Origin of the sequence: Aurantibacter aestuarii (assembly GCF_003008425.1) — a bacterium.
Taxonomy (GTDB): Bacteria; Bacteroidota; Bacteroidia; order Flavobacteriales; family Flavobacteriaceae; genus Aurantibacter; species Aurantibacter aestuarii.
Window position 1 is genome coordinate 103,434 of the sequence record NZ_PXOQ01000006.1, and the last position, 23,848, is coordinate 127,281.

The 23,848-nt window shown below is 32.6% G+C and carries 26 protein-coding genes; 4 read left to right on the top strand and 22 right to left on the bottom strand.

The features are described 5' to 3' along the window. Positions 1–10 precede the first annotated feature (10 nt). Positions 11–298, top strand: a complete 288-nt coding sequence (locus tag C7H52_RS00515) for a Sec-independent protein translocase subunit TatA/TatB (protein WP_106461925.1) — start codon at positions 11–13, stop codon at positions 296–298. 44 nt (positions 299–342) lie between these two features. Continuing rightward, a complete protein-coding gene (locus C7H52_RS00520) occupies positions 343–684 on the top strand; it encodes a hypothetical protein (protein WP_106461926.1) in 342 nt (113 codons plus the stop codon). A 159-nt stretch (positions 685–843) separates the two neighbouring features. Here the strand turns inward: C7H52_RS00520 and C7H52_RS00525 are convergent, their stop codons facing one another. From C7H52_RS00525 to C7H52_RS00575, 12 genes are all read right to left on the bottom strand, one after another. Next, entirely contained in the window at positions 844–1,485 is a 642-nt protein-coding gene (locus C7H52_RS00525) for an O-methyltransferase (protein WP_106461927.1), read from the bottom strand. 243 nt (positions 1,486–1,728) lie between these two features. Beyond that, positions 1,729–2,028, bottom strand: coding sequence for a GIY-YIG nuclease family protein (locus tag C7H52_RS13515; protein ID WP_221405025.1), 300 nt, complete (start codon positions 2,026–2,028; stop codon positions 1,729–1,731). Between the two features lie 102 nt (positions 2,029–2,130). Beyond that, positions 2,131–3,216 carry an amidohydrolase family protein gene (locus tag C7H52_RS00530; protein WP_106461928.1) on the bottom strand — a complete coding sequence of 362 codons (1,086 nt, stop codon included), beginning with the start codon at positions 3,214–3,216 and terminating at the stop codon, positions 2,131–2,133. A gap of 36 nt (positions 3,217–3,252) precedes the next feature. Continuing rightward, positions 3,253–3,786: a 3-hydroxyanthranilate 3,4-dioxygenase gene (locus tag C7H52_RS00535; protein WP_106461929.1), complete on the bottom strand. Its 534-nt coding sequence runs from the start codon at positions 3,784–3,786 to the stop codon at positions 3,253–3,255. A 217-nt stretch (positions 3,787–4,003) separates the two neighbouring features. Beyond that, complete coding sequence (locus tag C7H52_RS00540) at positions 4,004–4,786, bottom strand: SDR family oxidoreductase (protein ID WP_106462061.1); 783 nt, start codon at positions 4,784–4,786, stop codon at positions 4,004–4,006. Positions 4,787–4,823: 37 nt separating this feature from the next. Then, a complete protein-coding gene (locus tag C7H52_RS00545) occupies positions 4,824–5,144 on the bottom strand; it encodes a GIY-YIG nuclease family protein (protein WP_106461930.1) in 321 nt (106 codons plus the stop codon). Positions 5,145–5,230: 86 nt separating this feature from the next. After that, a complete protein-coding gene (locus C7H52_RS00550) occupies positions 5,231–6,670 on the bottom strand; it encodes an aldehyde dehydrogenase (RefSeq protein WP_106462062.1) in 1,440 nt (479 codons plus the stop codon). Positions 6,671–6,827: 157 nt separating this feature from the next. Continuing rightward, on the bottom strand, positions 6,828–7,235 hold the full coding sequence (locus C7H52_RS00555; RefSeq protein WP_106461931.1) for a RidA family protein: 408 nt from the start codon (positions 7,233–7,235) through the stop codon (positions 6,828–6,830). 357 nt (positions 7,236–7,592) lie between these two features. Next, a complete protein-coding gene (locus C7H52_RS00560) occupies positions 7,593–9,029 on the bottom strand; it encodes an FAD-dependent oxidoreductase (protein ID WP_106461932.1) in 1,437 nt (478 codons plus the stop codon). Positions 9,030–9,192: 163 nt separating this feature from the next. Continuing rightward, positions 9,193–9,537, bottom strand: coding sequence for a hypothetical protein (locus tag C7H52_RS00565; RefSeq protein WP_106461933.1), 345 nt, complete (start codon positions 9,535–9,537; stop codon positions 9,193–9,195). Between the two features lie 5 nt (positions 9,538–9,542). Further along, on the bottom strand, positions 9,543–10,808 hold the full coding sequence (kynU, locus tag C7H52_RS00570; RefSeq protein ID WP_106461934.1) for a kynureninase: 1,266 nt from the start codon (positions 10,806–10,808) through the stop codon (positions 9,543–9,545). A 123-nt stretch (positions 10,809–10,931) separates the two neighbouring features. Further along, a complete protein-coding gene (locus C7H52_RS00575) occupies positions 10,932–11,603 on the bottom strand; it encodes a hypothetical protein (protein ID WP_106461935.1) in 672 nt (223 codons plus the stop codon). A 76-nt stretch (positions 11,604–11,679) separates the two neighbouring features. Between C7H52_RS00575 and C7H52_RS00580 the strand changes: the two genes are divergently transcribed. After that, complete coding sequence (locus tag C7H52_RS00580) at positions 11,680–12,480, top strand: class I SAM-dependent methyltransferase (protein WP_106461936.1); 801 nt, start codon at positions 11,680–11,682, stop codon at positions 12,478–12,480. Between the two features lie 111 nt (positions 12,481–12,591). Here the strand turns inward: C7H52_RS00580 and C7H52_RS00585 are convergent, their stop codons facing one another. From C7H52_RS00585 to C7H52_RS00605, 5 genes are all read right to left on the bottom strand, one after another. Further along, positions 12,592–13,458, bottom strand: coding sequence for a restriction endonuclease (locus C7H52_RS00585; protein WP_106461937.1), 867 nt, complete (start codon positions 13,456–13,458; stop codon positions 12,592–12,594). An 81-nt stretch (positions 13,459–13,539) separates the two neighbouring features. Next, complete coding sequence (locus C7H52_RS00590; protein ID WP_106461938.1) at positions 13,540–14,007, bottom strand: hypothetical protein; 468 nt, start codon at positions 14,005–14,007, stop codon at positions 13,540–13,542. A gap of 267 nt (positions 14,008–14,274) precedes the next feature. Next, complete coding sequence (msrA, locus tag C7H52_RS00595; RefSeq protein ID WP_106461939.1) at positions 14,275–14,928, bottom strand: peptide-methionine (S)-S-oxide reductase MsrA; 654 nt, start codon at positions 14,926–14,928, stop codon at positions 14,275–14,277. 123 nt (positions 14,929–15,051) lie between these two features. Continuing rightward, entirely contained in the window at positions 15,052–15,831 is a 780-nt protein-coding gene (locus C7H52_RS00600; RefSeq protein ID WP_106461940.1) for a zinc ribbon domain-containing protein, read from the bottom strand. A 3-nt stretch (positions 15,832–15,834) separates the two neighbouring features. Next, on the bottom strand, positions 15,835–16,929 hold the full coding sequence (locus C7H52_RS00605; protein WP_106461941.1) for a Nif3-like dinuclear metal center hexameric protein: 1,095 nt from the start codon (positions 16,927–16,929) through the stop codon (positions 15,835–15,837). Between the two features lie 68 nt (positions 16,930–16,997). Here C7H52_RS00605 and lpxK point away from each other — a divergent pair, with 68 nt between their 5' ends. Then, positions 16,998–18,011, top strand: coding sequence for a tetraacyldisaccharide 4'-kinase (gene lpxK / locus C7H52_RS00610; RefSeq protein WP_106461942.1), 1,014 nt, complete (start codon positions 16,998–17,000; stop codon positions 18,009–18,011). Here lpxK and C7H52_RS00615 read toward each other — a convergent pair. From C7H52_RS00615 to C7H52_RS00635, 5 genes are all read right to left on the bottom strand, one after another. Beyond that, positions 18,001–20,226 (bottom strand): ATP-binding protein, encoded by a 2,226-nt coding sequence (locus tag C7H52_RS00615; RefSeq protein WP_106461943.1) that lies wholly within the window; start codon positions 20,224–20,226, stop codon positions 18,001–18,003. The genes lpxK and C7H52_RS00615 overlap by 11 nt on opposite strands. 35 nt (positions 20,227–20,261) lie before the next feature. Continuing rightward, positions 20,262–21,260 carry a type I glyceraldehyde-3-phosphate dehydrogenase gene (gene gap / locus C7H52_RS00620; protein WP_106461944.1) on the bottom strand — a complete coding sequence of 333 codons (999 nt, stop codon included), beginning with the start codon at positions 21,258–21,260 and terminating at the stop codon, positions 20,262–20,264. Next, entirely contained in the window at positions 21,261–22,139 is an 879-nt protein-coding gene (gene lipA, locus C7H52_RS00625; protein ID WP_106461945.1) for a lipoyl synthase, read from the bottom strand. A gap of 67 nt (positions 22,140–22,206) precedes the next feature. Then, positions 22,207–22,752, bottom strand: a complete 546-nt coding sequence (locus C7H52_RS00630; protein ID WP_106461946.1) for an RNA polymerase sigma factor — start codon at positions 22,750–22,752, stop codon at positions 22,207–22,209. Then, entirely contained in the window at positions 22,743–23,786 is a 1,044-nt protein-coding gene (locus C7H52_RS00635; RefSeq protein WP_106461947.1) for a glycosyltransferase, read from the bottom strand. The genes C7H52_RS00630 and C7H52_RS00635 overlap by 10 nt, the downstream gene beginning before the upstream one ends. Positions 23,787–23,848: the final 62 nt, after the last annotated feature.

Below are 23,848 nucleotides of genomic sequence, written 5' to 3' on the forward strand. Positions count from 1 at the left end.
TATTTGTAGCGTGATACATGCAACAACATTATTATTTATAAGCGGTGGTGAAATAGGATTTATTTTACTTATCGTGGTTATGGTGTTTGGTGCCGATAAAATTCCTGAAATTGCTCGTGGTTTAGGAAAAGGGATCAAACAGGTGAAGAATGCCACGAACGATATTAAATATGAGATCACTAAAAGTGTTGAAAAACAAGTTGGCGATACTAATGTTACTAAAGACATTAACGACGAACTAAACAAAGTTAAAGACGACTTAGAAGAATTTACAGGCTCGGTAAGACGAAAAATGTAAGTAGAAAAATATTTCTCACAAAAGTAAAATAGAGTGCAATTGAAATGAAAAAAAAATTACATAAAATTTTTCTGATACTTATTGGAATTCTTTTAGTAGGAAAAATATCAAATTGGTTTTTGAATTACAGTGAAGAAATAAATCAAATTCTAAACGCGGGAATGTTTACTCTAATAGGAACCGCATACGTAGTTGGAGGTTTTGGTTGGAACAAAAAATTGGTTAATGTAATTTTTTTGATTTGTGGAGTTTATTTAATTGTAATGAATTTCATAGAAGATTTCGATTTAAAATCAATTATCGGAATAGTTTGTCTGGTAATACCAATGATAATTGCAAGATTTTCATCAGATGAAACAGAAGAAAATGAATTTGTTGGAAAGTAAAAATACTAAATCTAATACTTTATAATCGCAATAATGCTAATTTAACAATTTTTGGATTTAATCTAAGTTTATAATGCTGCTTCTAAATCTAAAAATTCTGTACATTAACCCATTGCTTATAGTAAAACAATATCTTTAGAAATCTTGTTTAGTGGTTTTTTATTTTTTACGGCTTATTGTTAATCCATCACGAATAGGTAAAAGTACAGTCTCTACACGTGGATCATTTTTAAGAAGCTCGTTATAATCTAAAAGTACTTTGGTAGAAATATCCTTATCCTTTAAAGGTTCCACCACTTTTCCATGCCATAATACATTATCAGAAAGTATAATACCACTAGGATTAAGTTGGTCTATAATTAAATTGAAGTAATTAACATAGTTGGGTTTATCGGCATCAATAAAAACCAAGTCAAATTTACTTTCCAATTTCGGTATAATATCTAATGCGCTACCAATATGTTGGTAGATTTGAGAACCAAACCCAGACAAGTCAAAATACTTACGTTGGAAGTCTTCTAACTCTTCATTAATATCTATGGTGTGTATTTCGCCATCTTTTTGTAAACCTTCCGCTAAACACAGCGTAGCATAACCGGTAAAGGTCCCTAATTCTAATATGGTTTTTGGGCGTACTAGTTTAGAAATCATACTTAATACACGACCTTGATAAGGTCCAGAAAGCATAATCGGTTGTAATATTTTCTGGTAGGTTTCACGCGTTAATTGCTGCAATAATTCGGGTTCATTTTCAGAATGTGCCACAACGTATTCGTCTAATTTTTCTGGTAGGAAGTACATAGTTTAATAAAATAATTCAAATTTAAGAATTTTTAAGCCTTTAGTCTAATTTACCTTATTTAGTCATTTCGAAGAGTAGAGAATCGTTAAATCAGCGGAATAAATCACATAAAACATATAAAAACAGGATCTCAATAAAGCTTTTAAGAGCAACGAATGTGATGTCTCAATACTTCGACATGACTATAAAACTATATTGGTTGTCATTTCGACGTTAGGAGAAATCGCACAAGTATATTAATTTTAAATAATTTCATTATTTAGTGTTTCCCATTTCGGATTGAAATTACTAATTAATAAGTTCTTCTTTTCTCTGCGCCATTTTTTTAATTGTTTTTCTCTGTATATAGCATCTTTAGGATAATTAAAGCCTTCATAATATATTAAATAGATACAATTATATTTACCTGCGAACGATTTTTTGGCATTGTTACTGTCAAAATAATGTTGAGCTAATCTGTTTTGAATATTATTTGTAACTCCAATATATAGCGTTGTTCTGTATTCATTAGTGACGATGTAGACAAAATAATTATAAAGCATAACTTAGATTTTATGTTAATATAGTTACTTGTACAAAAATCAAATAATGTGATGTCTCCATACGTCGACATGACAACTCAACAAAGTGTTTTATAAATAACCTTACCCCAAAATTCTTTTCACTAATTTATCTTTAGCAGCTTGGTCATCGCCACATAACCATTGAATAACGTTGTCTTCCCAAATAGCATCACGCTCCACTTTAGTAATAATAGAACGGTCTATAGCTAAATCTAAAATTTTACCAGGATAAGAAGCTTGTTTTTCACTTTCCATTTCACCTAAAGGATAAGGATCATCTAAGCCCATAAGGACTTGCTTAGAACCTTGATTTTTAATTAAAAGCTGTAAACCACCAGTGTCATGCACTAAGGTGTCAAAAAAGATGTTTTTATGTCCTACGGCTTTTCTAGGGTGACTTTTGCCTTCAAATAAATCGGGTCTACCATCAAAACCTTGAATACGACGTCCTAAATTTATTTGTGCTAATTGTCCACCATGCGCAAAACAAGTTCGCATATTTGGATATTTATCTTGATAACCATTTAAAGTTAAAAAATGATAGGCATCTGCACATTGTGCCAACATCCAAATTAAATGAAAACGCCAAGAAGTGTTTTCTAATTTTATAAATTTCTCACCATCGTATGGGTGAATTTCTACTGCTAAATTGTACTTGTTAGCCAATTCAAAAATAGGCTCATTTTCTTCATCAAAAATACATCGCCACGTTCCAATAGTATCCATGTAATGTGTTGGCAGGCATAATAATTGCATACCTAATTCTTCAACACAACGTTCAATTTCCCAACAAGCACCGCGTACAAAACCCGGATGCACCACAAAACCAGTTGTAAATTTACTAGGGTTTTCACGTTGTACTTTTGCGTTAAAATCGTTTTGAAAACGTAAAGCTTGCTTCATTTCTTCCACACGTAAACCGTTTCCGTATAACTGAGACAGGTTTAAAACCACCGCATGGTCAATTTTAAAACGCTCCATCCACGCTAACTTTTCATCTAAAAAAAACGACGAATCTGTAATAGGTCGATTCCAGTCCTTTTGTAACATGTATTTTCGGTCTTTATCAACCCAAAAAATACCTTTATCTTTCATAAACTGAGGGATTTCCTCAGGATAAGGTAATAAGTGCGAATGTCCGTTTATTCTTAGTTTACGTTTTTCCATAAGATGTTTAAAACTATTTTAATTTTTGCCTACTGCCTAATCAATCTTTACTTTATTTGGTGCTTCCATAACATCTCCGCAGTTAGGGCAGGTACGTTTTAGTTGATCACCATAATATTTATCAAAAATTATAGGCATGTCGGTTTCAATATTTTTTACTGTAAAATCTTCTTCATACAATTTAGTAGTACAAGATTCGCAAAACCAAAGTAGGGCATCACGCATTCCTTCAGGTCTCTGGTATTCTATAACCAAACCAACCGTATTAGCGCCTCGTTGTGGAGAATGTGGTACTTTAGAAGGCAGTAAATAAATATCACCTTCCTTAATATGCACGTCTTTTGGCACACCATTATCAATAATTTTAAGCACAATATCGCCTTCAACCTGATAGAAAAATTCTGGCGTTTCATTATAGTGATAATCCTTACGGTTATTTGGTCCGCCAACTACCATAACTATAAATTCTCCGTCTTTCCAAACCACTTTATTTCCAACTGGCGGTTTTAAAAGATGACGATTTTCCTCAATCCAGGCTTTAAAATTTAAAGGAGATACTAAATTACTCATAGTTTCATATTTTGGGCGTTACCCTAAAGGGTCAGGCTTTCGCAACTCGCTTTTTTAGGTGCAACCTTTCGACTCCGCTCAAGGTGACGCCTAAAAAGAGCTTAAACAATTGCTCAATCCTTAACGCAAATTCTTCAATTCAATAAAATTAGCAATAATAAATTAATTAATTACTGCTCATAACAATAGTTTAAAACACTTATTTTAAAAGATAAGATTATAAACTTTTGGTTCTTCCACCATCAACTGGAAGATTTATACCATTTATGTACGCTGCTTTTCCACTCGCTAAAAATGTAATGGCTGCAGCTAATTCTTCAGGCTTAGCAAAACGCTTTGCAGGAACTGCATTTTTCATAGCGTTGCTGGCTTCATCTTCTGTTACTCTAGTTTTAGCCGATTTATTTTTAATAATTTCTGTTAAACGCTCTGTTCCTGTAGCTCCAGGAAGTATATTGTTTACTGTAATTCCGAATTGGCCCAGCTCGTTAGCTAAAGTTTTACTCCAATTAGCTACAGCGCCACGAATAGTATTACTTACTCCAAGTCCGTCTAAAGGTTGCTTCACCGATGTTGAAATGACGTTAACAATTCTACCGTATTTCTCTTCTTTCATAAACGGAACAACCGCTTGAGCCAATACGTGATTACATTTTAAATGTTGGGTAAATGCACTTTCAAATTCATCTACTTCAGCTGCAAATACAGGTCCGCCTTTTGGTCCGCCAGTATTATTTACCAACACATGAAATCCGTGATTGTTAGCTATAAATTCAGAAACCTTGGTTTTTAATTCCGAAGGATTAGAAAAATCTGCCACAATATAATCATGATTTCTATGCTGAGGTAACTCGGCTAAAGTCGCTTTTAATTTGTCTTCGTTTCTTGCAATAAGGGTTACAATAGCGCCTTCTTCGGCTAAAGCTATTGCAGTTGCTTTTCCAATTCCTGCTGTACTACCGCAAACTAATGCGTGTTTATTGTTTAAGTCTAAGTTCATAATTTTTATTTTTGTCAGGTCGAGCGCAGTCGAGACCTCAATCATTTTCTGGTTTATATTTAGAGTGAGTTACATTTCTACATTCTGATAAAATTTGTAATAAATCAAAATTCCCATTTGCTAATGCATATTTCTTTTTAGCACTCCATTTTTTTATTTTCTTTTCAAAATATATTGCTTGTTCTACGCTGTTAAACTCTTGTTGAAATATTAATTCTAAAGGTCTTCTTTTGTATGTAAAACAGGTTTTATTTAATCCGTTTTGGTGTTCTTCAAATCGTCTAATTATGTTATTTGTTATTCCAGTATAAGTTAACCCGTCTGAACATTTCAAAATGTAAACATAATACGTTTTCATAATTAACCTCTCGTTAAGCTGCGCTTGCTATCTTCAATTCAAATATATTTGAATTTCAATAATGCTCGAGGAGACATTTCGTTACTTTAATACTTTATACACACATTTTTAGGCTCAGTAAAAAAGCGTAAAGCTTCAAAACCACCTTCACGACCAACACCAGATGCTTTTACGCCACCAAAAGGTGTTCTTAAATCGCGCATCATCCAAGTGTTTACCCAAACAATACCTGCTTGTAATTGGTTACTCATTTGCATGGTTCTGGTTAGGTTGTTAGTCCATAAGGTTGCCGATAATCCGTATTTTACTTTGTTTGTCATGTCTAAAACTTCGGCTTCAGTCTCAAAAGGCATAATCGTTACCACAGGTCCAAAAATCTCTTCTTGGTTGACGCGGCAATCATCAGTTGGGACTTCTATAACTGTAGGTTCTAAATAGTAGCCATTTTCAAAACCTTCAACTAAGATCTCGTTTCCTCCACAAAGAATTTTTCCGCCTTCATCTTTAGCTATTTGTATGTATTCTTTTACTTTTTCTAGGTGTGGTTTAGAAACCAAAGCGCCAATATTTGTGTCTTTTTTAGATGGATGACCAACATTTAAAGCTTTTACTTTTGCTACAAAATCGGTTTTAAATTTTTCGTAAATCGAGGCTTCCACAAAAATTCGGCTTCCGCATAAACAAATCTGACCTTGATTAGCAAACGACGAACGTACTGTGGTTTCTAACATATCATCATAATTACAATCTGCAAAAATGATGTTTGGGTTTTTTCCGCCTAATTCTAAAGATAACTTTTTAAACATAGGCGCTGCCACACGTGCAATGTGTGCTCCAGTTGCTGTTCCACCAGTAAAACTAATGGCTTTGATGTCTTCATGTTCTATAATGGCTTGTCCTGTTGTGGTTCCTAAACCATGCACAATATTTAAAACACCTTTTGGTAAGCCAGCTTCGTTGCAAATTTCGCCTAATAAATAAGCAGTCATTGGTGTGACTTCGCTTGGTTTTGCTACTACACAATTTCCTGCTGCTAACGCAGGTGCAATTTTCCAGGTAAATAAATACAAAGGTAAATTCCATGGTGAAATACAACCTACTACACCAATAGATTGACGTAAGGTGTAATTTATAGCGTCTTGACCAACGCTTTCGTGACTTTCGCTTGCAAATTGCGTAATAGCATTACCAAAAAACCTAAAATTACTTGCCGAACGCGGAATATCTACAGCTTTGGCTAAGCTAATGGGTTTTCCGTTGTCTTTGCTTTCAGCTTCTGCTAAACGCTCTAAATTGGCTTCTATTAATTCTGAAATTTTTATAAGGATACGGCTGCGTTCTTCTAAAGTAGTTTTTGACCACTGCTTAAAAGCAGATTTAGCAGAACAATAGGCTAGCTCAACGTCTTCTCTAGAGGAATTAGGAATTTGACTATAAATCATGCCATCACTTGGGTTGTAATTGTCTATCCAAGTGTTATTTACTGGATTTTTAAATTCGCCGTTTATGTAGTTTTTTATGTTCATTTCATTAACAGATTTTAGAACCAAGAATAGAATTAAGACTTTAAATTAACCTCTCGTTAAGCTGCGCTTGCTATTTTCAATTCAAATATATTTGAATTTCAATAATGCTCGAGGAGACATTTTCATTGGTACATTTTCAAATTAGCTAATTGCTAAATTATTTTACCGGTTTGTACGCCATCACCTTAATCTCAATCACTAAATCTGGATGAGGTAATTGGTGAACTGCAACGGTTGTACGTGTTGGTCCGGTTTCTTTTTCGAAAAACTCGCCATAGGCTTTGTTGTAATCTGCAAAGTCATTCATGTTTACTAAAAAAGAGGTGACATCGACCACATCTTTTAACGTTGCGCCAACTTTAGCAAGGTTGCGCTCAATGTTTTTTAGCACTTCCTGTGTTTGAACATAAGCATCTAACTTTTTGGTGTTCATATCGTCAATTAATTCAACGCCTGCAATGGTGTTGTCTGGTCGTCTAGAACTTGTTCCTGATACAAATATGAAATCGCCCACTTGTTTTACGTGTGGATATGCGCCTCTTGGTGTTACTATTTTTTCTGCCATAATCTTGTTCTTATGATTTTTTATTTTATGTGATGCTGAAACAAGTTCAGCATGACGTTTGTATAATTGACTATTCTGTATTTAGATTAATCAGAATTCACTTCAAAGACTTTTTATTTTACTCTTATTATGCGATGCTGAAATAGATTCAGCATGACAATGATATTATTTCACATGGTAAATCTGAACTTGTTTCAGATTCTCATCAATTTTTCCTTTAAACTTTAATCATAATACTTCTCGATACATTTTAATTTTCCGCTATCGCTTCAATTTAAAACACTCGAAGTGACAAAAACGTAATTGTTACATTGTCAAATTTTCACATTGTTAAATTAATCCAATTGTTACATTAATTTAGTGATGCATGGTTTTTGCCACATTATCATCATCTAATATATTATTGGTTTCATTTTTCACTTTATCTAAAAGTGTTTTTAAATAGGTTTGATCTTCTAAATTTGTTGCAGTAATGTCATTATCTGCTAACATATTTAGAATAGCTTTGTCTTGCGCTCTACCACGTAACATGGCTTCCCTGTAGCCAATGTGCTCATTAAAAGTCACTAAGCTATATTTAGAGGAATACTCTTCTGGAAAGGCTTTTTCAAGAGCCATTTCAATTTTTCGTTTTTCCTGAAATATAGCCTGACCAACATGATCTTTCATTTCGTGAAAGTTGTCTATGGCTAAATCGGCAATAGCATCGGTATCTTTTTTACGGGTTTTAGAATAGGTTTTAAAAATAGTTTCCCAACCCGATTTGTCTAGTTTTAAATCTTTGTGTTGATGTAAAATAGCATCAAATTCTACAACATCTTCAAAAGAAGCATTCATACCTTGTCCGTAAAAAGGCACAATTGCATGAGCTGAATCGCCCATAAGTAAGGTATTTCCTTTAAAATTCCATGGGGAACATTTTACGGTTCCTAATGGTGCTGTTGGATTTTCGAAAAAGTCTTCAACTAAATTAGGCATTAGTTCTAACGCATCTGGGAATTCTTTTTTAAAGAACTCGGTGACCATTTCCGGTGTCGTTAAATTGTTAAAGTTATATTCGCCTTCATCATAACTTAAAAATAGAGTTACCGTAAAACTACCATCTAAATTTGGTAATGCAATCACCATAAAATCGCCTCTTGGCCAAATATGTAATGCATTTTTAAAAGTTTTATAGTCACCAGTTTCTGAAGGAAGAATACTTAACTCCTTATAGCCATGCGTTAAATAGTTTTGCGAATAGCTAAATAGAAATTTTTTACCTAAATAATAGCTTTTACGTAAAGCAGATCCTGCGCCATCTGTAGCAATTATAATATCTGCATCTTCTACAAATTCTTCTTTTGTATTGTAATCTTGAAAATGGGCTGTGGTATTTTCAAAGTTTACCGACTTACATTTTTTATTAAAATGAATGGTGACGTTTTCTAAAGCTTCAGCTTCATCTAAAAGCAAGGCATTTAATCCGCCACGAGAAATAGAGTTAATGTATTCATGATCTCGACCGCTATAATTGGACATAAAGGTATTGCCTTCTTTATCATGAATCATTCGCCCATTCATAGGAATACAAAGTGCTTTTACTTTATCTTCTATGCCTACCAGTTTCATGGCTTTATTACCGCGATCTGAAAACGCTAAGTTAATAGAGCGACCAGCAGAAATATCTGTTTTTCTAAGATCTGGACGCATTTCGTAAACGGTAACATTGTAGCCGCGTTGTCCCATGCGAAGCGCTAATAAGCTTCCGCAAAGTCCTGCGCCAATAATTAGTATGTTTTGTTTGTTCTCCATTTTTATGTTGTTTGTTCGAGCGCAGTCGAGACCTGTTTTAATATCAAAAATTGTTCTTCACTATAAACCTCTCGTTAAGCTGCGATTGCTATCTTCAATTCAAATATATTTGAATTTCAATAATGCTCGAGGAGACATTTTAGTTCTATATTATAAAGGAACTTTAGTTTTTTAACTTCTGTTTTAAATATTGATAATCATCATAATCTAATTTTAATTGAGTTAATGACATTTTTTGAAGATTAGAATTTACATCTTGAAAAGTTACTATATCACTCTTTGAATTAAATTCAATTTTAGAAAAATCTGAATACTCTTGATTAAATTTTAGTTCGTCTTTTATAATAAGTAGGACTTTTTTTTCTGTAATTAGAAAGAAATCATGTCCTCTTTCCATAAATAAACTTAACCATCCAAATAATTGGTATTGCCAAAAACCAATATCGCTTTTAGTCTTTATTTTAACTAAAATTTCTTCATCTTTAATTATTTTGTAATATGGGTTCAAAATTTTTATAAGATATTTTTTAATTTCTCTACCATATTATACACATCTTGAAAAGAATTGTATAATGGTACAGGAGCACAACGAATGACATCTGGTTCGCGCCAATCTGTAATTACACCAGCTTGGGTTAATTTATCGTGTAAACTTCTGTCGGCATTTTTAACTTGAATAGATAATTGGCAACCGCGTTCTTTTGGATGACTTGGTGTTATAATTTTAATATCGGAATTATTTAAACCATTTATTAAAAATTCAAAGTAATTGGTTAACTCTTTAGATTTTTCAAGCATGTTATTAAACCCAGCTTCTTTTACCACATCTAAAGACGCTCTAATTGCTGCCATAGATAAAATGGGCGGATTACTTAATTGCCAACCTTCGGCACCAGGTAATTGGTCGAATTCATCACGCATTCTAAAACGTGTTTGTTTGTTATGACTCCACCAACCTGTAAATCGGTTTAAGTCTTTATTATTAGCGTGACGCTCGTGCACAAATGCACCAGACAAACTTCCTGGTCCAGAATTTAAGTATTTGTAAGTACACCACACTGCAAAATCGGCTCCAGAATTGTGTAAATCTAAGTTGACATTTCCTGCGCCATGCGCACAATCGAAACCAACCATGCAGCCATGTTGGTGGCCTAGATTTGTAATTCGTTTTAGGTCGAAAAATTGACCAGTGTAGTAATTTACGCCGCCAATCATTACTAAAGCAATTTCATTGCCATGCTCGTTTAGAATGTGTTCTAAATCCTCATAATTGGCTAATTCTTCACCTTTTCTCGCTTTCCACAGTATTAAACCTTCTTTATCGTCATAACCATGGTGGCGTAATTGCGATTCTACCGCATACTTATCGCTTGGAAACGCATCGGCTTCTATTAAAATTTTATAACGTTTAGGGGTTGGTTGGTAAAAACTAACCATCATAAAATGAAGGTTTGCCGTAAGGGAATTCATAACAACCACTTCCTTGTTTTTAGCACCAACAATGTCCGCCATAGTTTCGGTTAAAAACTCGTGATAATGTAACCACGGATTTTTACCTTCGGTATGACCTTCGACACCTAAACGTGCCCAATCATCTAATTCTTGATCTATGTAACTTTTAGTGTTTTTAGGTTGAAGCCCTAAAGAATTTCCGCAGAAATAAATTAAATCGTTTCCGTTTTTATCTTTTGGGATATGAAATTGACTTCTAAAGTGAGCTAAAGTGTCGTTTTGGTCTAAATGTTTAGCGTATTCTAGACCAGATTTGTATGTCGTCACTAGGTATGGTTTTATGATTCTCTCAAAAATAAGAATTATAAGCTTAGAAATAAAACGTTTGAAATAAAAGAAAAACGCTTTAACAAATGTTAAAGCGTTGCATATTATTTAAAGTATTGAAAATCATTCGGTTTTAACTTCTAGATTTGTAAAGTGTAATTTCCAATTTCCTTCTGCTTTAGTGCTACTTGTTGGGAAAGTGATGTTGTTTATGGTTTTGTAATCTCCAAAAGCAGTAGTCATACTTGGTTCTGGATTATTTTTTTGTCTAAAAATCCATTCTTCAATTAAAAAATCGTCATTATAATAAATATCATAAGCATCACCTGGTGTGTAGCCGCCATCTCCAGTGTATAATAAGGTGATTTTGTTTAAATCCTTTTTACTTATTGGCGCTTGTACTTTTACAGGTTCAGAAATTGAAGTTCCCGAATCCCAAACCAGTTGAAATGCTGGTAATAACCAGAATTTATCGTTTATAAAACCTTGATCGGCTCTTTGGCTTAAGCTATCTACTTCTGCTCTTAAATAAGTAATCGTTTCCGTTTTAGAAATGGCAGTGACTTGATTGGTTTTTGGTTTCCAGATCCACGTACGGTCGTAATGTGTAGAATTTTTATCGACATTAAAAGTAAATGTTAACTCGGTTACTTTATTCCAGTGGTTAATGCCATGAGCTTCTGCAATTTTTTCGGCAACCGTTAATTCCTTTACAGGCTCTGTGTTTTGTTTTTCGCTTTGTTTACAAGATAAAAAGCAAAACATAGTAGTTAGTAGTGATAGGTATAGTTTCATAAAATAGAATTTATGTAAAGTTAGAAATCTAAATTGAACTTTATGTGTTATTTTAGAGCAATCATTAGTAAAATTTATGAGTATACAAAACACTTATTTCGAAACCAATAAAGCGACATGGAACACTAAAGTCGATGTACATGCTAAGAGTGAGATGTATAAATTAGAGGCTTTTAAGAAAGGTGAAACGTCCTTAATGCCTTATGAATTAAATGCTTTAGGTGATGTTAGCGGGAAATCTTTATTGCATTTGCAATGCCATTTTGGGCAAGATACTTTAAGTTGGAGTAGAGCAGGAGCAACATGTACAGGTGTAGATTTTAGTGATAAAGGTATTGAGTTAGCAAAGTCTTTAAATGAAGAATTAGGTTTAGATGCCGAGTTTGTGTGTTGTAATGTTTTAGATACGTCCACGTATGTTAAAGGTACTTTTGATATTGTTTTTACCAGTTATGGTGTAATTGGTTGGTTGCCCGATTTAAAACCTTGGGGACAAATGATTGCTGAAAAACTAAAACCTGGAGGTGTTTTTTATATTGTAGAATTTCATCCTATTGTGTGGATGTTTGACTATTTAGAAGGAAAAGCTGTTATGACTTATGGTTATATGCAGGATGAGGTTATTTATGAAGCGTATGAAGGTACGTATGCAGATACAGCTTCTAAAATGATAAGTAAAGAATATGGCTGGAACCATGGTTTAAGCGAAGTTATAAATGCTTTAACTGAAGCTGGTTTGCATATAGATTATTTAAATGAACACAATGCATCGCCTTATAATATACTACCAGATTTGGTTGAAACTCCAAATGGTATGTTTGAAACCAAAGACCATTTATATCCTTTAATTTTTGAATTGAAAGCGACGAAGGTTTAGTCTACAGTTTGCAGTCTTCAGTCTTCAGTTGGCAGTCTGCAGTCTTCAATTATCAGTTATCAGTTATCGGTTTTTATTACTTATATTCTGGTGTTGGCAACAGTACTTTTTTCATATTTTCGAAAACCAATCGGCATTTACTGTTACTTCTTCGATAAGTTCTGTCTTAACTCCGAGATTAAATTCCTTTAATTTATCACACAATAAATCTCCATCTATTAAATCAATTGGCGGAGCTCCATCTCTTGTAGCTTCTTTAATTGCTTCTCTTGTATAATTACCTGTTGTAATAAAAAGTCCCTTATCAGCTCTTCCTTGCATCGCTCCTCTAAAATCTCTAATATCTCCAGAACCAACAGAACCTTTATACCTTTTAGATTGAAAAAATACGTGAAAACTTAAAAATCCATTTAGTCGTACAATTCCTTTTCCGTCAATTCCACCATCGCTTGATTTTCCAGTGACTTCTACTTGAACAAATCCACTTTCTCGTAAAATTCTTTGGCAAAGTCTTTCAAACGCAGAAGGTTCGATTTTTAAAATAACTGAAATCAGATGTTCTTTCCAATCAATTTCTTCTTCTATTTCGTTCTCAATTTCTTTTTTGGTTTGCTTTTTATCAGTTTTCGGCTTTCTAACTTTTTCCCTGACAGTTTTTAGTATTTCGTCGGAATCTAATTCAGTTGTATCAATTTCATTATCAACTAAAGCCCAAACTCCTCGAGAAGAATTGTCAATTAACCCATATTTTTTTAAATAAGTTCTTGCCCAAGCTAATCGATATTCAACTTTAGATTGAACTCCATTTTCATCGTGAGGTATTTCTAATATTTCGTCATCAATTTCAGCTACTTCATAAACTTTTTCATTTATCTCGTCAATCGAACCGGAGCCTCCTAATAATTTGAGAGCTTCCAATGTTGGAATCATCAATTTATCGTGAGTTGGTACTTTATTAAAAATCTTTTTTCTTCCCATTCGGTTTTTTTGTATTGTGGCTAAAGGTTTTGTATAAGAAAAGTCGGCAAAAAGAGCAACGTACTTAGGTTAAGCCTAAAACTAGTAATTTTTTTTATACTTTGTTGGCAGCTGGTTTCTTATTTGATTCAATAATTTAAAAAATTCAGTTCCATTAAATTCAGTCCATTTTTTTGAGTATAATCGTTTTTCATTTTGAATCAGCCTAATTTCAGGTTCAGAACATTTAAAGTATAATTCAACATTATATAATTTTATTACCCAACTTTTGAAGTGGTCATTTGGGGTTTCTAATTCCAAATTGTTATGAAATATTAATCCGTTCGATTTGAAAATTTCCGCAAACACTTTGTTCCAGTATGAGTAAGTTCTGTTTTGTATTAGTTCAAAGTCAACAATGTCAGATATAATTTTTTCGAGTCCAATATATTCATCAGTTCCATCGATTCCTATTAAATTTCCTGTAATTCGAGTCGCATTTATGTTATACCAACCCATTCTGGTTCCGTCAAAATCAAAAGTCCAATCTGGAAAGTTCGTTACTCTCATTCTTTATAGTTTGAGTTTTGTCAACTTGCTGCCAACTTGTTATATCACAACTTTTGTTACTGTTATCTCGTAAATATAATTTAATTATTTTATACCATGAGACTTTTGTTTTTGTAGTTTAAATAGAACTATTAAGAAGTGAAACTCCAATTTGATTATCATTTAAAATAAAAAAGTCTCAAATTAACATCTAATTTGAGACTTTTAAATTGCTAACAGCTAACAGCTAACAGCTAACAGCTAACAGCTAACAGCTAACAGCTAATCTTACTTCAATACACTTGGCATTTTACGCTTAAATTTGTTTAACCTAGGGATTGACACATTTTGTATGTAAGGATTTTCTGGATGTAATTTTTCGTAATCTTGGTGGTAATCTTCGCCCATCCAAAATTTTTGAAACGGATACACTTCCGCAGCTATTTCTGCATTTAATTGTTTTGCTAAAGCTGCTTTTTTAGTGTCTATAATTTGTTTTTGCTCGTCATTTTGATAAAACAAAATCGAGCGGTATTGAGAACCATTATCGGGACCTTGTCCGTTTACTTGTGTAGGGTTTTGAGAGGCAAAATAGACATCTACCAAAGTTTCAAAACTCACTTCGTTAGCATCGTAAATAACTTCTACAGCTTCTGCATGACCTGTTCTTCCTGTATTGCTAGCTTCGTAGGTTGGGTTTTTAGTATGTCCGCCTGCATATCCATTATAAACTTCCTTAACACCTTTTACACTTTCGTAAACAGCTTCTACACACCAGAAACAACCAGATGCAAAATAGGCTTTAGATAAGCCTTCTTCCATTGGCACTTCTACAGGTTTGGCGTTTGTAACTTCATTTTGTTTTTCGGACATTTTATTTTGAGCTGTGTTTTGACAGCTAAACATTAAAATGGTAATTAGAGATAAAATAATAGATTTCATAGGGTTTCTTTTTTCTTTTTGTCGAATAAAATTAAAAAACCTTAATTTGAAAAGGTATAAAATTGTCACAAAAAAAGCCTTCAAATGGTATTGAAGGCTTTTTTATATCTTTTTTGCTTAGGATTATAGTTTTGCAAACATTTTATCCATTTTAGCTTTTTGTTCTTCAGCTAATTCTGCATCTACTAATATACGTCCAGAATGTTCGTCTGTAATAACTTTTTTACGTGCAGCAATTTCCATTTGTACTTGTGGTGGAATTGTAAAGTAAGAACCTCCAGAAGCACCTCTTTCAATTGGTACAACAGCTAAACCGTTTTTAGCCGCATGACGTATACGCTCGTAAGCTTTTACTAAACGATCTTCTAATTTATCTTTATATTCTGCCGATTTTTCAGCTAAAGCTTCTTCTTCCTTTTTCGTTTCGTTTAAGATAGCATCTAATTCACCTTTTTTGTGTTTTAAATGGTCTTCACGCTCGGAATTGTGTGCTTTAGTTTTATCAATCACTTCTTTTTTCTGCTCAATTTGAGCTTTGAACTCACGAATGTGTTTCTCTGCTAATTCAATTTCTAATTCCTGAAATTCAACTTCTTTAGTTAAAGAATCAAATTCACGATTGTTACGAACATTTTTTTGTTGTTCGGTATATTTTTTAATTAAAGCTTTAGACTCTTCAATTAAATTTTTCTTATCGCTAATTTGTGTGTCTATGTCTTTTAAACTGTTCTCTAACTTTTCTAAACGTAATTGTAATCCAGAAACTTCATCTTCTAAATCGCTCACCTCTATTGGTAATTCGCCACGAACACTTCTTATTTCGTCAATTCTTGAATCGATAAGTTGTAAATCATATAACGCTCTTAAACGTTGCTCTACCGTAGTTTCTTTCTTTTTTGCCATGTTTTAAAAATACTTAACAGGATTTGTGTTTGTCTCTGATAAAATGATGGCAAAATTATGAATTTTTTTTGTAAGTATCGCTACTAATCCGTTTTTTGTGAACTGTTCGCTCTCATAATGTCCAATATCGGCTAAAAGGATGTCGTTTTCGGCACTAAAAAAGTCATGGTATTTTAAGTCGGAAGTTACGTAAACATCTGCTTTTGCTCTCTTTGCTGCAGCTATACCAAATGCGCCAGAGCCACCTAATACTGCAACACGTTTTACGGTTTTATTTAAAAATTTAGAATGTCTAATAGTACTGGTTTGCATATAAGATTTTAAATATTCTAAAAATGCTTTTTCTGGAAGTTCTGTTTCCAGTTCTCCTACCATGCCAATACCAATGGTCTGGTTGTCGTTTTCTATAGAAATTACTTCGTAAGCTACAGTTTCATAACTATGGTTTTGGTGTAATGCAGAAATGATCTTAGACTCTAAATGTTTAGGAAAAAGCACTGAAATTTGAGTTTCTGGCTCTGTACGAAGTTCATTTCTTTCGCCTTTTACAGGATTGGATAAATCGTTCCCCATAAATGTACCTTCGCCATTTACATTAAAACTACAATTGCTGTAGTGCTCAATATGTCCCGCTCCAGCATTAAATAAAGCTTCTCTAAGATCTTTAGCTTCGTCATCTGGTACGTAAGTGGTTAATTTTTTTAAAGTGTTTTTTTGCGGTATTAAAATCTTGGTGTCTTTTAGTTGTAACTGATTGCAAATCATTTTATTTACACCAATTACCGAATTATCTAAAGCGGTATGAATGGCATAGATGGCAATATTATGTTGTATCGCTTTTAAAACTGTGCGCTCCACATAAGTTTTTCCTGTAAGACTTTTTAAACCCTTGAAAATAATAGGATGAAAGCTGCATATAAAGTTACAGCCTTTTGCTATCGCTTCGTCCACAACCGCTTCGGTGGTATCTAAAGTTACTAAAATACCTTTTAGTTTTTCAGTTTTATCGCCTACCAAAAGACCCACATTGTCAAAATCTTCTGCGTAAGCAATAGGAATTTCAGTTTCTATAAGTTGAATGACGTCGGATATGTGCATAATATTTTGTGGTTTAAAGAATAAAACAAATATAAAATTTTTACTTTCGTTACAAGTTATAACCGTCCATGAAACTATTAAGACTTTTATTATTTCCTATAGTGCCTATTTATTATTTAGTGACTTGGCTTAGAAATAAGGCTTACGATTATGGTTGGTTTGCTTCAAAATCTTATAATTTTCCACTTATTTGTGTAGGAAATTTAAGTGCTGGAGGAACAGGAAAGTCTCCTATGGTTGGTTATTTAATTCAGCTTTTAAAAGATGATGTTAAACTGGCTACTTTAAGCCGAGGTTACGGTAGAGAAAGTAAAGGTTTTGTTTTAGCAGATAAGAACTCTAGCTTTAAAGCGGTTGGAGATGAAAGTTTTCAGTACTTTGAAAATTTTAGTACAGACATTACCGTTGCGGTTTGTGAAGACCGACAAAATGGAATTGAACAATTAAGATCTTTGGAGCCTACTCCTGACGTTATAATTTTAGATGATGCATTTCAGCATAGAAAAGTTAAAGCAGGTTTAAATATACTTTTAACGACGTATTATAGCTTATTTACAGACGATATAGTCTTGCCTACAGGAAATTTAAGAGAACCAAAGTCTGGTTATAAAAGAGCACAAATTATTGTGGTTACTAAGTGCCCAGAGCATTTAAGTGAAGAAGAAAAACAAAAAATAACGGCTAAGATAAACCCATTAGAGCATCAAAGTATCTACTTTAGTTATATAGGTTACTCTAAAACAGTAAAGTCAGTAGATAACGAGTTAAGTTTGGATACGTTTAAAGATTTCACCTTAGTTACTGGTATTGCAAATGCCAATCCATTGGTTAAATATTTAAAAGCTGAAGGCTTAGTCTTTAAGCATTTGGAATATAAAGATCACTACAATTTTAATGCTTTGGATATTTTAAAAATAAGTAACTCGGGTGAGTTGATTTTAACTACAGAAAAAGATTTTATGCGCCTAAAAGATGAACCGCTTTTAAAGGATAAATTATTTTATTTACCAATAACGGTACATCTAGACAAACCAGAACAATTTAATACTAAAATTAAAACTTACATAGCTGCTAATCTATAATTTTAGCTTTTGTAAGTTCGGTATACAATATTTTCTCAAACACATCTTGTTTAAAAGGTTTAGAAATAATGTTTGTAAATCCAGTTTCTTTAAATTCTTTAATTTTGTCGTCTAAAGTTACTGCGGTTAGTGCAAATATGATAAGATCTTTATTAAATGCTCTAATTTGTTTGGTGGCTTCAATACCACTTATACCTGGCATATGAATATCCATTAAAATAACATTGTATTTATCCTGTTTAGCTGCTATTACAGCGTCTTCTCCATTGTCTACAATACTGCTGCTAATATTCATTTTTGATAAAATCTTTTGAGTAATCATCTGGTTAATTTTATTATCCTCAACAATTAAAACATTTATTTTATCTAATTCTTTTTTACTGATGTTTCTAAAGTAGTTTTCAGCGGTTTGTTCTTCAACTTTATCGGCTTTAATCATAGGAATTTCAAAATAGAATAAGGTTCCTTTATCTATTTCACTTTCAATATTTATAGTGCCGCCTAAAACATCTATTAATCCTTTAACAATGGATAAACCTAGACCGGTTCCTCCATATTTTCGGTTTATTTCTACAGAGCCTTGAGAGAAACTTTCAAAAATATTGTCTTGCTTTTCTTGGCTTATACCAATTCCGTTGTCTTCAACTTCAAAAAGTAATCTGTATTTTAATTTCTTATGACTTTGTTTTTTTACCCTAACCCAAATGGTGCCATCTTTTGTAAATTTTATAGAGTTTCCAATAAGATTTATTAAAATTTGAGAGAGTTTTACTTGGTCTGAAATAAATGTTTCTGGTAAATCTTTATCGTAGTCTAAGCTAATTTTTACGCTGTTATTTGTTTGTGCGTTGTTAAGTGCAGAGATTATGTTTTGTATATTTTGCTTTAGATTAAATGGTTGATTTTCTACGTCAACTTTTTGTGCTTCAATTTTATTAACTTCTAAAATGTCATTAATAAAAGTAAGTAAATAGTCTCCTGAAAATTTTAGAGATTTTAGATGATGTATTTGTTCTTTTTTTGGTTCTTCATCCAAAAGAATATTGGTTAAACCAGTAACCGCATAAAGAGGTGTTCTAAGTTCATGCGTAACGGTAGATAAAAAGTTAGCTTTTGCTTTTGTAGCTTGTTCTGCTTTATCTTTTGCAATTACTAATTCTTTGTTTTTTTTAGAAAGTTCGGAATTAGATTTTTTACGAATAGTGTTGTTTTTATAAAGCGAAATGGTAAATAATGATAGTATGGTTATTAAAGCAATACTTAATAATGTGGTGACTTTATTTATAGCTTTAGTATTCTTAAGTTCTTCAAAATTTTCAATTTTTTCAATTTGATATTCTGTTTCGTTATTACTTAAAAATTCCAAACGTTTTTTTGTAGAAAGTTTGGTGCTTTTAACAGCGTCTAATGAGTCGTTATAACGTATGTGTTTTTTTAAATAATAAATTGCCTTTTCATTTTCACCTTTAAGTGCTTCTATATCGCTAATTACTATAAAGCTGTTTTTTAAAACCTCTATAATATTATTGTCTTCCGCAATCATATAACCTTTATAAGAAGTTCTTGCACCACTGTCTAAATTAATTAGCCTAGATTCAATATGTCCTTTATAAAGATAGGCGGCGCTTAAAATGTCTAAGTCTTTTTTCTGATTGGCATTTTTTATACAATTGTCAAAAGCTTCAAGAGCGTAGGTGAATTCGTCTTGTTTATAGTGTGCAATTCCTTTTTTAAGAGTGGTATACAGTTCTTCATCTATATTGCCGGCTTCTTTAAATAAGTCTTTGGCAATCTCATAATATTTTTTAGAGCTATCAAATCTAAATTGAGCTAAAAAGTTGTCTGCTAAACCATCGTAACTTTTGGCAAGACTATTTTTATCATCTACTAATTCTTGTTTTTCAATTGCTTTTCTAAAAGATAACTCTGCTTCTTCATACTCTTCCATTTCTAAAAGAAGTAATCCAATTTGATAATATACTGCTCCTGTAATTTTGTTTTCCTTGATGTCTTTTGCTATTTTTAAAGCATCATCAAAATCTTTTCGGGCTTGGTAGTACTGGTCAGTTTCCTTGCTGTTTTTTCCTTTTTCTAGAAGATTTTTAACCTGACTTTTAAAATTGTTTAACTCCTGTGTTGTAAATTCCTGTGCAAGCAAATGGCTTTTACAAAAAAGTAAAACACAAAAAAGTAAAACTAATTTTAAAGATTTCATTTTCAGGATTAAAGCGTATAACTTTTAAAATAACGCTATTTTTTTGAATTGAGCAAATGGATTAAGTCTATTATACGGCTGGAATAAGCCGATTCATTATCATACCATCCAATAATTTTAACCATATTACCAATAACAGATGTCATTTGTGAATCAAAAATACAAGAGTGTTTATTACCAACAATATCTATAGATACAATTGGATCTTCTGTATATTCCAGTATGCCTTTAAAATTTTGTTGAGAAGCTTTTTTGAAGGCCTCATTTATTGTTTCTATACTAACTTCTTTTTTAACATTAAAAGTAATATCGGTTAAAGAGCCATTTGCTACAGGAACTCTTATACCACAGCCTCCAATGACATCATTTAAATCTGGGAAAATTTTAGTTAAAGCTTTAGCAGCTCCTGTTGTTGTAGGAACAATACTTTGTCCTGCAGCACGAGCACGTCGTAAATCGCGATGCGGTTGGTCGTGTAAACTTTGGTCTGTAGTGTAGGAGTGAACCGTTGTAATATAAGCTTGATTAATCCCGCATAACTCATTTATTATTGAAATCATAGGAGCAGCATTGTTAGTCGTACAAGAAGCATTAGAAATAATTTCTTCTGTGCCACTAATTATAGTGTCATTTACTCCAAGAACAATTGTTTTTATGCTGTCATCTTCTGCAGGAACACTTAAGATAACTTGTTTAGCTCCATTTTTTATATGAAAATTTAAATCTTCTTTTGTCTTGAATTTTCCAGTCGCTTCAATGACAAAATCTGGATTATAAGTAGACCAGTCTATGTTTTTTGGGTGGTTCTGTTGAAGTAAATCGATAGAATTTCCATTAACTATAAGTTGGTTATGAGTATGACTTATATCTCCTTTAAAAACACCATGAATACTATCGTATTTAAATAGGTGACATAATGTTTTGGTATCAGCCAAATCATTTATAGCAAGGACTTTGATGTTTTGATGATCTTGAAGTAGTCTTAAAACTCGTCTGCCAATACGTCCAAAACCATTTATAGCAACGGTAATCATTTAATTGATATGTTTTTGAGCCTTGTAAGATGAGCGTACTAAAGCACTACTTTCTACATGTCTAAATCCTAAATCTAAACCAATTTTTTCATACTCAGCAAATTGGTCTGGAGTAATAAACTGTTTTACAGGTAGGTGTTTTTTACTAGGTTGAAGGTATTGACCAATAGTTACTACATCGACTTGGTTTTTACGTAAATCTTCCAGTGTTTGAATCACTTCTTCTCGTTTTTCGCCTAGTCCAAGCATGATTCCAGATTTAGTTCGTCTTTGTCCGGAATTTTTAAGATAATTTAATACCTCCATACTTTTATCGTATTTGGCTTGTATACGAACTTCTCTGGTTAATCTACGAACCGTTTCTATATTATGCGACACTACTTCTGGAGCCACCTCAATAATACGGTCAATATGTTTTGTTATACCTTGAAAATCTGGAATTAAAGTTTCTAAGGTTGTTTCAGGATTCATACGGCGAACAGCTTTTACCGTTTCTGCCCACATAATGCTTCCCATATCTTTTAAATCGTCTCGATCTACACTGGTTAAAACTGCATGTTTAATTCCCATAATTTTAATGGAACGTGCTACTTTTTCTGGTTCATCCCAGTCAACTGTTTCTGGTCTACCAGTTTTTACACCACAAAATCCGCAAGAACGCGTACATATGTTTCCTAAAATCATAAACGTTGCAGTTCCTTCCCCCCAACATTCACCCATATTAGGGCAACTACCTGAAGTACAAATAGTATTTAGGTTATACTTATCTACTAAACCCCTTAATTCTGTGTATTTTTTACCTGTAGGTAATTTTACACGTAACCATTTAGGTTTGGCTTGTCTTTCTGGTAATATATTTGAAGCTGTTTTAGTTTCCATTTGTGACATTTTTCTTCAGTTACAAAGATACGAAGTATTTAACTAAACTCTAAGTTTAGAACGGGACTTAACTTTTAATAATTTCCGCTAAAAGCTTTTTAGCTCTAAGTAATTTTACTTTTATATTAGTTATAGGTTCATCAAGTTCTAAAGCCATTTGTTTATAGCTAAATTCTTGAAAATAGCGTAACTGAATAACCTCCTGATAGTGCGGTTTTAAACGTTTAATATCTCTTAAAAGTTTGGCCAAGTTTTGTTCTGTAATTAATTTATCTTCTATAGAAGGCGAGTCGTCTAAAATTTTATAAGCTTCATCGCCAGATCGAGTCGTATGTTGTTTTAAAATAGAAGTGGTTTCCTTTCTTATTAAATCGATATGAAGATTCTTGGAAATAGTAATTAACCAGGTTTTAAACGCGTAAGCATCATTGTAAGATGCAATTTTGTCGAAAGCTTTAGAAAAGGTTTGAATGGTAATATCTTCAGCATCATTTTCGTTTTCCAGTCTCTTTAACTGAAATCCATACACATAATCCCAATGCGTGTCCAGCAAAAAGTTAAATGCTTTTTGGTCATTTTGTTTTGCTTTATTAATGGCTTCATTTACTTCCAATGCGTAGGTTTTGAGATCATATTTGAAAATACAATTACGAGCTGACTTAAAATTAGTGAAACTTCTAGTATTGGCAGCGCATAAATGGTATCTTTTTCTTTAAGTTTTTTAGCGGCATTATAATATACTATAGTTTGTATAACATATTTTATGCCAATTATACCAAGTACATACATCCATTGAAATAAAATCGAAAGCAACAAAATAGCTAGAATGTAGAATAAAACATTAACCGTGAAAAAAAGACCTAAAGCATATTGGTGGCTCTTTTTGTAGTATTTTGCGGTAGAGATATGCCGCCTTTTTTGATTAATCCAGTTCTTAAATGTTGTTTCTGGCTCAGAAACAGTAAAACTTTGTGGATATACACTGGCTGAAATATTTTTTTTAGAACCTACCTGATTTACAAATAAATCGTCGTCTCCAGAACGTACCTTCATGTGCTCTATAAAACCATTAGCCTCATAAAATAATGTTTTGGTGTAAGCTAAATTTCTACCAACACCCATATATGGTGAACCTGCTTTTGCATAAGAAAAGTATTGCAGAGCTGTTAAAAAAGTTTCGAAGCGGATAAGTAAATTTAAAAAGGAATTCTTTTTCTTTTTATAAGCTCCATACCCTAAAATTAAAGATTTCTGTGAGCTAAAATGTTGAGACATTTTTTGAATCCATAAACTAGATTTTGGTTTACAATCAGCATCTGTAAATAATAAATGCTCATGGCTTGCCGCTTTTATACCAAGTGTTAGAGCATATTTTTTATTACCCCAGAACGCTTCATTATTTTTTACGTCTACAATTTTAATAGTCTTGTTTTTTTCAGAAAAGCTTTCGAAAACCTCTAGAGTATCATCTGAAGAGGCATCATTTATAAGTACTACTTCAAATTGGGGATAATTCTGTTCTAAAACTAAAGGTAGATTTTCCTTAATATTTTCAGCTTCATTTTTTGCACAAATGATTACCGAAACAGGAATATTAGTAGTGTTTTGTTTTTGAATTTTTTCAAATGAAAACAAAGAAAAAACCATATAATATATGGTTTGTATGCATACAACAGCAATAAAGCTGAAGAATAAAATGTAAAGAAATT